The 12,442-nt window shown below is 69.4% G+C and carries 11 protein-coding genes and 2 tRNA genes; all 13 read right to left on the reverse strand.

The genetic code is table 11. From position 1 onward, the window contains the following. Positions 1 to 173: 173 nt before the first annotated feature. Positions 174 to 725 carry an adenine phosphoribosyltransferase gene (locus tag INT49_RS18865; RefSeq protein ID WP_226850989.1) on the reverse strand — a complete coding sequence of 184 codons (552 nt, stop codon included), beginning with the start codon at positions 723 to 725 and terminating at the stop codon, positions 174 to 176. Further along, positions 722 to 1,990: a protein translocase subunit SecF gene (gene secF, locus INT49_RS18870; protein ID WP_193119295.1), complete on the reverse strand. Its 1,269-nt coding sequence runs from the start codon at positions 1,988 to 1,990 to the stop codon at positions 722 to 724. Before secF ends, INT49_RS18865 begins: the two co-directional genes overlap by 4 nt. Beyond that, positions 1,987 to 3,855, reverse strand: coding sequence for a protein translocase subunit SecD (gene secD / locus INT49_RS18875; RefSeq protein WP_193119296.1), 1,869 nt, complete (start codon positions 3,853 to 3,855; stop codon positions 1,987 to 1,989). Before secD ends, secF begins: the two co-directional genes overlap by 4 nt. Before the next feature lie 146 nt (positions 3,856 to 4,001). Beyond that, positions 4,002 to 4,421 carry a preprotein translocase subunit YajC gene (gene yajC / locus INT49_RS18880; protein WP_319021704.1) on the reverse strand — a complete coding sequence of 140 codons (420 nt, stop codon included), beginning with the start codon at positions 4,419 to 4,421 and terminating at the stop codon, positions 4,002 to 4,004. Between the two features lie 147 nt (positions 4,422 to 4,568). Beyond that, positions 4,569 to 5,588: a Holliday junction branch migration DNA helicase RuvB gene (gene ruvB / locus INT49_RS18885; protein WP_193119297.1), complete on the reverse strand. Its 1,020-nt coding sequence runs from the start codon at positions 5,586 to 5,588 to the stop codon at positions 4,569 to 4,571. A 65-nt stretch (positions 5,589 to 5,653) separates the two neighbouring features. Next, a complete protein-coding gene (gene ruvA / locus INT49_RS18890) occupies positions 5,654 to 6,265 on the reverse strand; it encodes a Holliday junction branch migration protein RuvA (protein ID WP_193119298.1) in 612 nt (203 codons plus the stop codon). Positions 6,266 to 6,291: 26 nt separating this feature from the next. Continuing rightward, on the reverse strand, positions 6,292 to 6,882 hold the full coding sequence (gene ruvC, locus INT49_RS18895) for a crossover junction endodeoxyribonuclease RuvC (RefSeq protein WP_193119299.1): 591 nt from the start codon (positions 6,880 to 6,882) through the stop codon (positions 6,292 to 6,294). Positions 6,883 to 7,048: 166 nt separating this feature from the next. Further along, on the reverse strand, positions 7,049 to 7,813 hold the full coding sequence (locus INT49_RS18900) for a YebC/PmpR family DNA-binding transcriptional regulator (RefSeq protein WP_193119300.1): 765 nt from the start codon (positions 7,811 to 7,813) through the stop codon (positions 7,049 to 7,051). Positions 7,814 to 7,900: 87 nt separating this feature from the next. Then, positions 7,901 to 9,187, reverse strand: coding sequence for a PrsW family intramembrane metalloprotease (locus INT49_RS18905; protein WP_193119301.1), 1,287 nt, complete (start codon positions 9,185 to 9,187; stop codon positions 7,901 to 7,903). Between the two features lie 141 nt (positions 9,188 to 9,328). Continuing rightward, a complete protein-coding gene (locus INT49_RS18910) occupies positions 9,329 to 9,913 on the reverse strand; it encodes an HIT family protein (RefSeq protein WP_193119305.1) in 585 nt (194 codons plus the stop codon). A 65-nt stretch (positions 9,914 to 9,978) separates the two neighbouring features. After that, complete coding sequence (gene thrS, locus INT49_RS18915; RefSeq protein ID WP_193119302.1) at positions 9,979 to 11,979, reverse strand: threonine--tRNA ligase; 2,001 nt, start codon at positions 11,977 to 11,979, stop codon at positions 9,979 to 9,981. A gap of 173 nt (positions 11,980 to 12,152) precedes the next feature. After that, positions 12,153 to 12,227: transfer RNA gene (locus INT49_RS18920), tRNA-Val, on the reverse strand. Between the two features lie 26 nt (positions 12,228 to 12,253). Next, positions 12,254 to 12,324 (reverse strand) — tRNA-Cys (locus tag INT49_RS18925). Between the last annotated feature and the right edge of the window lie 118 nt (positions 12,325 to 12,442).

Below are 12,442 nucleotides of genomic sequence, written 5' to 3' on the forward strand. Positions count from 1 at the left end.
CGGACAGCCCGCAGGACGGTCCTGAACCGCAGTCCTGAACCGCAGTCCGTATCCACAGTCCGGTACCGCGGGGTCGTGTGGCAAGGCGGATGGCGACATCCGCCGAGCACCTGGCACGAAGCACCCAGCACCCAGAACCCAGAACCCAGCACCCAGCACCCAGCACCCAAGGATCAGTTCGGGAGCGACCAGACCCTCGTCAGGGGCACGTCGGGCAGCCTCTCGCGGCCGTGCAGACCCTCGAGCTCGAGGAGGAACGAGACGCCGACGACCTCGACGTCGAAGCGCCGCGTCAGCTCGAGCGTGGCGGCTGCGGTGCCTCCGGTGGCCAGCAGGTCGTCGACGATCAGGGTGCGGGCCCCGGCCGGGAGCGAGCCCTCAGGGATCTGCACGACCGCACTGCCGTACTCGAGGTCATAGCTGAGGCTCGCGGGATCCCCCGGCAGCTTCCCGGCCTTGCGCACCGGCACGAATCCCGCGCCCAGCTCGTAGGCCAGGGGGGCGCCGACCACGAAGCCTCGAGCCTCGGTGCCGACCACGTACTCGATGTCGTCGGGAAGCAGCGACGTCCAGTATCGGATCACCGTGCGGAACGCCGCGGCGTCCCGCAGCAACGGGATGATGTCGCGGAACAGGACCCCGGGCAGCGGGAAGTCCGGGTACTCGGAGATGTGGGTCGCGCGGAGCGCCTCGATCTCGTCGGGCGTCGCCATCTGCTCACTCATCGGGAACCGTCTCCTGAGGTGGGGCGCCGGCTGCGGGAACTCCGCCGCGGCTGTCGGCTCGCGTCGCGCGCGGGTGCCGCGGCGTGCATCGACTGATCGGACTCCTCCGACGTCTCCGGGGCGACTGACTCGTCCGAGGCAGACGTGGAGACACCATCGATCTGATCATCGGAGACGACGTCGTCGGCTCCTTCGGGAAGGTCGTCGTCGTCGGCGGCGTCGGCGTCGGCGTCGGCGGCGGCGTCGTCGGACCGATCGACCTGTCGATCGCCGGCGGTGCCGGAGCCGCCGCTGTGACGGGCCTCGTGCACGGCCTTCGTGTGCGCGACGATCTCCGGTTCCCTGCGGCGCAGGTCCACGAGGAAGCCCGGTGCCAGGAAGATCGAGGAGTAGGTGCCCGCGATGATGCCGATGAACAGCGCCAGGGAGATGTCCTTCAGCGTGCCGGCGCCGAGCAGGAAGGCACCGATCCCGAGGATCGAGCCGACCGGGAGCAGGGCGACCACGGAGGTGTTGATGGACCGCACGAGGGTCTGGTTCGCGGCGAGCTCGACCTGGTCGGCGAAGCTCGCGCGCGTCTGCTCGGTCAGCCCTGAGACGTTCTCGCGGACCTTGTCGAAGACCACGATCGTGTCGTACAGCGAGTAGCCCATCACGGTGAGGAACCCGATCACGGTGCCCGGGGTGATCTCGAAACCGACCACGCCGTAGACCGCGGCGGTGATCAGCATGTCGTGGAACAGGGCGCCCATGGCTGCCAAGGAGGACTTCAGGTTGCGGAAGTACAGCGCCATGGTCACGGCGACGAGCACGAGGAAGACCACGACGGCACGCAGCATCTTCTGCGTGATGTCACCGCTCCAGACCGGGCCGACGTAGGACGTCGAGACCGAATCGGTGGGAACGTCGTACGCCGCCGCGAGCTCCTCCGCGAGCTCGGCCGTCTCCGCGGAGTCCAGCTGCTCGGTCTGGACACGCATCGTGTCCCGCCCCAGGACCGTGATCTTCGGTTCGTTGTCGGGCAGATGCTCGCGCACCGTGTCCCGGGCGGCGACCTGGTCGGTATCGGCCACGCCCGCGACCTGGAACTCGGAACCGCCGGTGAACTCGATGCCGAGGTTCGGACCACGCAGCCCGGCGATGCCCGCGAGGAGCACGATCGCGATGAGGCTGAAGAGGTACCAGGTGCGGCGTCGCCGCACGATCGGGACGGTGCGGCGACCTGCGTGGAGGTCGTTCCCGAACCGGGAGAATGTCGCGGTCATCGGCTCGTCTCCTCGGAGTCGTCATCCATCGGGTCGGTCCCGCCGTCGTCGGACGACGCCGCCGTGGGTGCCTCGTCCGGAGAGGCTGCTTCCCGTCGGAGCCGGGCCTTGCGCTCCGCGAGCGTCTCCCGCGATCCCTCCTCCTCGGTCTCGCCGCGCTCGTCGAGCGAGCGCACCCGTCCACGGCCGGCATAGGCAGGGACGTTCCGCCCCAGCATCGCCGGATCCAGGCCGCTCCAGGGGTGGCCCTTGCCGAAGAAGCGCGTGCGCACGAGCACCTGGAGGATGGGATGGGTGAACAGGAAGACGACCAGCAGGTCGAGCAACGTGGTCACCCCGAGCACGAAGGCGAAACCGCGCACGCCACCGGTCGAGAGCAGATAGAGGACCACCGCGGCGATCAGGTTCACGGAGTCCGAGGCGAGGATCGTGCGCTTGGCGCGGTCCCAGCCGTGGTCGACGGCGCCCACGATCCCGCGACCGTCGCGTATCTCGTCCCTCACCCGTTCGAAGTAGACGATGAAGGAGTCCGCGGTGAACGCGACCGCGACGATCATGCCGACCACCCCGGCGAGGGACAGGCGGTACCCGATATCGGGGATGTTGGAGAGCACGGTGAGCGTGGCGTAGGTGAGCATGCCCATGACCACCAGGCTCGTCGTCGTCACGATGGCGAGCGTGCGGTACTGGGCGAAGGCGTAGGCGACCACGAGGGCCAGACCGATGAGACCGGCGATGAGGCCCATCCGGAGCTGATCGGTGCCCAGGGTCGCGGAGATCTGCTGCTCGGAGGCGACGTCGAACTCGAGCGGGAGAGCGCCGAAGCGAAGCTGGTCCGAGAGCTGGCTCGCCTGGTCCTGCGAGAAGTCCCCGGAGATCGAGGCCTCGCCGCCCGGGGACGGCTCCTGCACCTGGGGCGCCGAGATGACCATGCCGTCCAGCACGATGCCGAACGCAGGGCTGGCGCCCTCGCCGTTGTACAGCGCGTTGGTCATGTCGGAGAACGCCTGGGCGGCGTCCTCCTTGAAGCTCATGTTCACGACGTAGAAGCCCGTGGACTGACCGGTCGGGTTCACATCGGCCGCGACGCTCGAGCTGGAGATCGAGGAACCGGCGACGACCTCGGGGCCGAGCAGGAACTTCTGCGTGCCCTCGGGGTCGCAGGCCACGACGGGCTCATCGGCGGGGGTCGCGGAGACCGTCTCCTGCTGGGAGCTGGGGTCCGTGCAGTCCGCGGCCATCAGCTCGGTCTGGATCTCGGGGGTCATCCATTCCATGGACCAGGCCGGGTACTGCAGCTCGCCCTCGGCGGGCGCCTCGGGCGGAGCCTGCTCGGTGTCGCCGCTGACCAGCCCGTCGAACTGCAGGGAGGACGGATCCGCGGGCGCCGACGAGGCCTCCTCGCCATCCACCCCTCCGGCGTCGGAGGCTGCCCCGCCGTCGGAGGCTCCGCCGCCGTCGGAGGGCTGCGCCTCGGCGGTCCCCTCGGGGGCAACGACCCCCAGGACCGGCCGGAAGGACATCGACGCCGTCTGACGGATGGCCTCCGAGGTCTCATGATCGAGAGTGCCGGGGACATCGATGACGATGTTCGTCCCGCCCTGCACGCTGATCTCGGTCTCGGAGACGCCCATGGCGTTCACGCGCTGGCTGATGATCTGGCGGGCCTGCTCCATGGCCGTGTCATCCACCTCGGCGCCGTCGCGCGACTGCGTCTGCAGGATGATCTGGGTGCCGCCCTCGAGATCGAGGGCGAGTTTGGGAGCCGGTTGCCAGCCCCCCTTCCAGACCCCGGCACCGATCCCGCCGCCCAGCAGCAGGATCAGCACCGCAAGGGCCATGAGGGCGATGCGACGTGCAGGCATGGGGCAGGATTCCTCAGGACGACGGAAGGGTCAGGCCGAGCAGGCGCTCGGGGTCGTGGGGGCCGACGCGCGCAGCATGCGCGAGCACCACCCACGGAGAGAGGTGCGCGCAGTCACGACTTGTGATGCGCGCACCTCACGATGGATCAGCGGTCGCGCTTGTCCTCAGGACGCGCGAAGTCGTCGGCCACGGTGACGCCGGGGTTCGTCCCGCGGTCGAGCTCGGAGTCACGCTGCGCGAACTCGGAGTCGTGCTCGGAGTCGACGGTGCCGTCCTCGGAGGACTCATCGGCCGCGTCGGCCTCGAGAGGATCCACGCCCATGGCGATCGCCTGGCGGGCCCACTTGGTCTGGGCGCCGTTCTCGGATTCGAGGATGACGACGTCATCGAACGAGTCCACGATCAGACCATAGAAACCGGAGTGCGTGCGCACCTCGTCCCCGACGCCGAGCTGCGAGACCAGATCGCGCTGCTTCGCCTGCGCCTTCTTCTGACGATTCGACATGAACAGCAGGGGAAGCATCATCACTGCGAAGATGAGCAGGAGCGGGAGGAGAGATTCCACGGATTTCCTTTCGGCGGACAGCGACGCATCCGGGAGCGCATGCTCCCGATCCGTCCTGCCGCGGACGACTGACCGCCCCACTGTACCTGCCGCCCCCGGGCACGCTTCCCAGCCGATGCCCTGTCCCACCTCGGCGGCAGGAGCCTCTCAGAACCGCCCGAGCATCGGGGCCGCGCCCTCGGCCCCGGCGGGAGCCTCCAACCCCAGATGGGTCCAGGCGGCCGGTGCGGCGGCGCGCCCTCGCGGCGTGCGCAGCAGGAACCCTTCCCGCACGAGATACGGCTCGACCATGGTCTCGACGGTCTCGATCTCCTCCCCCACGGCCACGGCCAGGGTCGACAGACCTACCGGCCCGCCGGCGAAGCGCCCGCACAGGGCGCTGAGAACGGCGCGATCCAGACGGTCCAGACCGCGATCATCGACCTCGTAGACGCGCAGCGCCTCCCGCGCAGCGGCCAGATCCAGCCGACCGGTGCCGCGCACCTGTGCCCAGTCGCGCACCCGGCGCAGGAGACGGTTCGCGATGCGCGGGGTTCCACGGGACCTCGAGGCGATCTCCTGCGACGCCTCCTCGACGAGATCCACCTCGAGCCGGGTCGCGGAGCGCCGCACCACTTCGCGGAGCTCCTCGGGCGCATAGAAGTCCAGATGGCCGATGAAGCCGAAGCGATCGCGCAGCGGAGCAGGGAGCAGGCCGGCCCGGGTGGTCGCCCCGACGACGGTGAACGGCGGAAGATCCAGCGGGATCGAGGTGGCACCGACTCCCTTGCCCACGATGACATCGACCCGGAAGTCCTCCATCGCGATGTAGAGCATCTCCTCGGCCGGGCGGGCCAGACGGTGGATCTCGTCGATGAAGAGCACCTCCCCCTCGTCGAGGGAGGACAGGATCGCCGCGAGGTCCCCCGCATGCTGGATCGCCGGGCCGGAGGTGATGCGCAGGGGCGCCTCGAGCTCTGCGGCGATGATCATCGCCAGCGTGGTCTTGCCCAGTCCCGGCGGACCGGACAGCAGAACGTGCTCCGGGGTCTTGCCACGACCGGAGGCGGCATCGAGCACGAGCGAGAGCTGCTCGCGCACCACCTGCTGGCCGACGAACTCGTCGAGCCGTCGGGGCCGCAGCGCGGATTCCGCCGTGCGCTCCGGCGGGGCCGACTCCGCGCTCATCACGGAGTCCTCCCTCGTGTGCGATCCTGCGTCCCGCGGATCGCCGTCGGGGCCGCTCTCGGGGTTCATCGGCTGCCGCCCAGCTGGCGCAGCGCACGGCGCAGGAGCTCAGCGGCGTCCAAGGGATCATCGGTCTCGGCGCGGACACCCTCGACGGCCGAGAGCGCGCCCTTCTCCGCCCAGCCGAGCCCGACCAGGGCGACGACCACGTCCGCGTCGACACCGGACGGCTGCGAGCTCGTCCCCGCGGCCCCTTCCGGAGCGGCGGGGCCTGCCGGTGCCGGAAGCTTCCCCCCGAGCTCGAGGAGCATGCGGCTGGCGACCTTCGGACCGATGCCGGGGGTCCGGGTGATGGTCTTCGCATCCTGATCGGCGACGGCCCGCCGCAGCTCCTCGGGGTCGAGCACCGCGAGCACCGCGAGCGCGGTGCGCGGCCCGATGCCGGAGACGGACTGCACGATGCGGAACGTCTCGGCCTCCTCCGGGTGCGGGAAGCCGAAGAGGGTCATCGAGTCCTCACGGACGACCAGCTCGGTGTGCAGAGTCAGCTCCGCGCCGTGGCGGGTCGAGCTCAGGGCCTGGGGTGTGGTGCGGACGAGGTAGCCGACGCCACCCACCTCGAGCACGAGGGCGTCGAGGTCGATGCGGGCCACGCGGCCGGTCAGGGATGCGATCACAGGACCACTCTAGAACGAGTGTTCGATCAGTGCCGGGAGGTCGAGCGCTCCCGGGCGCGTCGGGCCTCGCGCTCCGCACGTGCCCAGACCGCCTGTGCGCTGGTGCGGGAGCCGCCCGAGGCGTCCAGCGCCACGGGGCCCGGGCCCCGCCACAGCTGGGTCAGTGCGATCGCGACCGCGTCGGCCGCGTCGGCGGGCTGCGGGGGCGCCTCGAGCCCCAGCAGCTTGACCAGCATCGTCTGGATCTGCTTCTTGTCGGCGCGGCCGCTGCCGGTGACGGCGGCCTTCACCTCGGAGGGCGTGTGCAGCGCCGTCGGGATCCCCCGCTCAGCGGCTTCCAGGAGCGCGATCCCGGAGACCTGGGCGGTCCCCATGACCGTGGAGATGTTGTTCTGGCTGAACACCCGCTCCACCGCCACGACATCCGGGGAGTACTCCTCGATCGCCGCCCGCAGACCCTTCGCGATCGCGAGCAGGCGCTGATCCAGCGGGTCCTCGGTGTCGGACCGGATGACCCCGGCGTGGACGAAGGTGGCGCGGCGACCACCGGCCGCGTCGATCACCCCGACGCCGCACCGCGTGAGGCCGGGATCGATCCCGAGGACCCTCAAGATCATCCGGCCCTCCCCGATGGGTGCGGTGCTGTCGGTGCTGTCAGTGCTGTCCGTGCGGCACGTGCTGTCGTGCACGGGGCTGTCCCGGACTGGGCTGTCGTGAGCTGGACCGTCACGGACCACATGGCGCCCCGTCGTGCGGCGATGGCCGGCACGACGGGGACGCGCATCACTCGGGCTCGGCGTCCGCGAGCTGCGCGGCGACGTCCTCCGGGATGTCGAGGTTCGAGAAGACGTTCTGCACGTCGTCGCTGTCCTCGAGGGCGTCGATCAGGCGCAGCGCCTTCTGGGCTCCGTCCAGGTCGACGGGGGTGCGCATGGTGGGCACGAACTGCGCCTCGGCGCTGTCGTAATCGATGTCCGCCTCCTGCAGCGCGGTGCGCACGGCGACGACGTCGGTGGCCTCCGAGAGGACCTCGAAGGAGTCACCCTCGTCGGTGATCTCCTCGGCGCCGGCATCGAGGACGACCTCGAGCAGGGTGTCCTCGGTGAGCTCGCCCTTGGGGACCGTCACCACGCCCTTGCGCTCGAACAGGTAGGAGACGGAGCCGGACTCCGCCATGTTCCCCCCGTTGCGGTTGAAGGCGAGGCGCACCTCGGAGACCGCGCGGTTCTTGTTGTCGGTGAGGCACTCGACCAGCACGGCGATGCCGCCCGGGGCGTAGCCCTCGTACATCAGGGTCTCGTAGTCGACCCCGCCGCCGTCGAGCCCGCCGCCGCGCTTGACGGCGCGGTCGATGTTGTCATTGGGGACCGAGGTCTTCTTGGCCTTCTGGATCGCGTCGAAGAGCGTCGGGTTGCCGGAGGGATCGGGCCCGCCCATACGCGCCGCGACCTCGATGTTCTTGACCAGCTTGGCGAATGCCTTGCTGCGCTTGGCATCGATGACGGCCTTCTTGTGCTTCGTGGTCGCCCACTTGGAATGCCCTGACATCTCTCTCCTCCCGACGTAGACGCCGGATACCGGCGCAGTGCGGACCCATTCTAGGGGTACACGAGCCATCGTCCCTGTCAGGACGGTTCAGCGACGCACGACCGGCTGTGTGAGCGACCCGATCAGCCGACGGTCCGCCGTGATGCGTTCGAGCAGCTCCCGCTCCTGCAGGCGGGTCTTCGCCGTGGCCCTGCCGTGCAGCACGCTGTGCCGCTGCATGCCCAGCTCGATCGAGGCGCGGATCAGGTCCCGCATGCCCATCCGGGCGACGGCGCCGTGGCGCCCGGCCCACTTCTCGGCCTTGCGGCGACGACCCATCGCGACCAGGAGATCGACCTCCGCCGGAGCGAACCATCCGGCACGCCCGTAGTCCGAGAGCTGTCTGCGCAGGATGCGGCGCTCCCGCAGCCGCAGGAAGAGCACGATCCCTGCCAGGAGGAGGAATATCGGCACCTGCACGGAGGCGTAGTAGCGCAGGAATCCTGCGAGGGGGCTCGCGGGATCGACCGGCAGGAAGAACGAGGAGCCGTTCCACAGGGCATGCAGGATCATGCCGAGCGAGAGCCCGCCGACGCCGAGCCCGAAGTACAGCATCAGCGAGCGCCGCTCCGCCGCGATGCCCAGACCCAGCCCGCACAGCGCCGTGAAGGAGACGTGGGCGAAGGGAGACAGGAGCCCGCGCAGGAAGAAGGTCTGCCAGAAGACGTCGACCTCGCCGGCGGCCTGCGCCTGGTGGAACGAGTTCCCGAAGTAGAGGATGTTCTCGGTGAATGCGAACCCTCCGGCGATCAGCGCCGCATAGACCACCCCGTCGATCGGTCCGGCGATGTAGCGCCGTCCCCAGATCAGCAGGCCGATCAGCCCGGCGGACTTCATGCTCTCCTCGATGACCGGCGCCTGGATCACCGCGCCCAGGAACGAGGCCGTGACGTCGCTGGGCTCGCTCGGCGTGATCCAGCTCGTGAAGGGGCCTCCGATGACGAAGGTCAGCGCGACCGAGCCCACGGCGCCCCAGATGAAGGCGTAGACCAGGGAGATCCGGGGCTGCGGGGTGTACCGGTCGATCCACCACACGGCGGTGAACACGATGGCCACGGGTACCAGGGCCGCGGTGAACGCGACCAGGGAGGTGCCGAACCCGAGCGGGAGGATGATGAAGAGATAGAGGAGCACCGCGCCGCCCGCCAGGAGCAGGAAGGACAGCGCGAAGGCCGCCCACCTCACCCACGGCGGTCGGCGTCGCGAGCGCTGCGGGCCGCCGTCTCCGAGCCGAGCGGGTCCGCGGGGGTCCGTGCGCTGGACGTCGTAGTCATAGCCGGGGTCGAGGGCAGCGGTCCCGGACGCTGGAGGCGCTGGGAATCCGGTCGTGTTCATCGAGGTCGTTCCTCCCCTGCCCTGGATGCGCCGGCGGTCCCGATCACCGTGCGCCGAGTGCTGATCGCCGTTCCTCGGGACCCCTTGCCGTCGGCTCGTTCCCGGGCCCCCGCCGCAGCCGGCGGCCTCGGTCATGCTAGCTCAGGGCCAGGCGTCGGCGTACAGCTGACGGGTGTCCGCCAGCAGGATGGGGACGGCCTTCGTGCGCCCGATGATCGGCAGGAAGTTCGCATCGCCCATCCATCTCGGTACCACGTGCTGGTGGAGGTGGGCGGCGATCCCCGCTCCGGCGACCGGCCCCTGGTTCATCCCGAGGTTGAAGCCTGCAGGATCGGAGACCTGTCGGATCACGCGCATCGCGGTACGGGTCAGCTCGGCGATCTCGCGCACCTCGTCGTCGTCCAGCTCCGTGTAGTCCGCGACATGCCGGTACGGGCACACCAGGAGATGACCGGCGTTGTAGGGGTACAGGTTCAGGATCACGTAGGCCACCTGGCCGCGGTGGACGATCAGGGCGTCCTCGTCGGAGCGCTGCGGCCCCGCGCAGAAGGGACACTGCTCGTCGTCGTGCGGATCCTCGGGCTTGTTCTCGCCGCCGATGTACGCCATACGATGCGGGGTCCACAGCCGTTGGGTGTCGTCGGGCACGCCCGCGAAGCTCCGGGCGTCCTCGACGACCGGGTGCGAGGGGCCGGGCTGCGAGGTGTCGGTGGGTGACGAGGCAATCGGTGACGAGGCAGGGCGCGAGGAGCCCTCCGGGGCGGAGGGCTCCTCGCGGGAACGCTGTTCGTTCACACCTGCGCCTTGGTCGTCACGGCCTCCACGATGCGCTCGACGGCGGTGTCCACGTCGATGCCGTTGTCCTGGCTGCCGTCGCGGAGACGGAAGGAGACCGCGCCGTTGGCCTGGTCCTCGCCGCCGGCGATCAGCAGGTAGGGCACCTTCTCCTTGGTGTGGGTGCGGATCTTCTTCTGCATGCGGTCGTCCGAGGAGTCCACCTCGACACGGATGCCGTGGGCGCGGAGCTTCGCGGCGACCTCCTCGAGGTAGGGCACGTACTCGGCGGCGACCGGGATGCCGACCACCTGGACCGGGGCGAGCCACACCGGGAAGGCCCCGGCATAGTGCTCCAGCAGCACACCGAAGAAGCGCTCGATGGAGCCGAACAGGGCACGGTGGATCATCACCGGGCGCTGGCGGGAGCCGTCGGAGGCGGCGTACTCCAGCTCGAAGAGCTCCGGCTCGAAGAAGTCGAGCTGGATCGTGGACAGCTGCCAGGTGCGTCCGATCGCGTCCTTCGCCTGGACGGAGATCTTCGGACCGTAGAAGGCGGCGCCGCCCGGGTCCGGGACCAGATCGAGGCCCGATGCGGTGGCGACCTCCTCGAGGGTGGCCGTGGCCTCATCCCAGGTGCTGTCGTCGCCGACCGACTTCTCGGGGTCGCGGGTGGACAGCTCGAGGTAGAAGTCGTCGAGCCCGTAGTCCTTGAGCAGCCCCAGCACGAAGTCGAGCGTCGAGGCGATCTCCTCGCGCATCTGCTCACGCGTGGTGTAGATGTGCGCGTCGTCCTGGGTGAAGCCACGAGCACGGGTCAGCCCGTGCACCACGCCGGACTTCTCGTAGCGGTAGACGCTGCCGAACTCGAAGAGACGCAGCGGCAGCTCGCGGTAGGACCTGCCGCGGGAGCTGTAGATGAGGTTGTGCATCGGGCAGTTCATGGGCTTGAGGTAGTAGTCCTGCCCCTGCTTGGTGACGTTCCCGTCCGCGTCCACCTCCTCGTCCACGTGCATCGGCGGGTACATGCCCTCGGCGTACCACTCGAGGTGTTTGGAGGTCTCGAAGAGGTTCTTCTTCGTGATGTGAGGGGTGGAGACGAAGGAGTAGCCGGCCTCGACGTGGCGGCGACGGGAGTAGTCCTCCATCTCCATCTTGATCGTGGCGCCCTTGGGATGGAACACCGGCAGGCCGGAGCCGATCTCGTCGGGGAAGGAGAACAGATCGAGCTCGTTGCCCAGGCGGCGGTGGTCGCGGCGCTCGGCCTCGGCGACGCGCTCCTGGTACGCCCGCAGCTCATCCTTGGACGGCCAGGCGGTGCCGTAGACGCGCTGCAGCATCGAGTTCTTCTCACTGCCGCGCCAGTAGGCGGCGGCGGAGCGGGTCAGCGCGAAACCGTTGCCGATCAGCTTGGTGGTGGGCAGGTGCGGGCCACGACACAGGTCGGTCCAGACCGTCTGCCCCTTCTTGTCCACGTTGTCGTACATGGACAGGCCGCCCTCGCCGACCTCGACGCTCGCCCCGTCGGCGGCGTCGCCGGCGGTGGACTTCAGGCCGATGAGCTCGAGCTTGTAGGGCTCCCCGGCCTCCTCGACGCGCGCGGCGTCGTCGGTGATCTCGCGACGCACGAAGCGCTGACCGGACTTGATGATCCGGTTCATCTCCTTCTCCAACGCCTTGAGGGACTCGGGAGTGAAGGGCTCGGCGACATCGAAGTCGTAATAGAAGCCATCGGCGATGGGCGGCCCGATCCCGAGCTTGGCCTCAGGGTTCGTCACCTGCACGGCCTGCGCGAGGACGTGAGCGGCGCTGTGGCGGAGGATCGACAGGCCGTCCTCGCTGGAGATCTCGACGCCCTCGACGATCTGTCCGTTCACGAGCGGCGTGGCGAGGTCGCGCAGCTCCGCATCGATGCGCAGCGCGATGATCTCGGTGCGGCCCGCGAACAGCTCGGTGCCCGTGGTCCCCTCCTCGAGCTGCTGGGGGGATCCGTCGAGGGTGATGGCGATCTGGGCCACGGGAATTCTCCTTGTGTTCGGGTCGAGCCGGCCGACGATGCCGGCTCCACGGACGATGGTATCGGGCCGGGGCCCCTCGACGAGCCGACGGCCTGTGCGCCACCTGGGCTCTCATCGAGGCGATCGGGGCAGAGCAGAAGGGCCCCGGTCCGAAGACCGGGGCCCTTCTGTGCTGGTGGGCGATACTGGGATCGAACCAGTGACCTCTTCCGTGTCAGGGAAGCGCGCTACCGCTGCGCCAATCGCCCGGGGCGGCGCCCGAAGGCACCGACGGAGGTGGGTACGGGATTCGAACCCGTGTACACGGCTTTGCAGGCCGTTGCCTCGCCTCTCGGCCAACCCACCGGAGATGCTTCCGCATCTATATGAAACGGCGCTCCCGACAGGACGTCGAGCGCGCCGCTCCCCGGAGCGGACGACCGGATTCGAACCGGCGACCCTCACCTTGGCAAGGTGATGCTCT

The organism is Brachybacterium tyrofermentans (assembly GCF_014897585.1).
Lineage (GTDB): Bacteria > Actinomycetota > Actinomycetes > Actinomycetales > Dermabacteraceae > Brachybacterium > Brachybacterium tyrofermentans.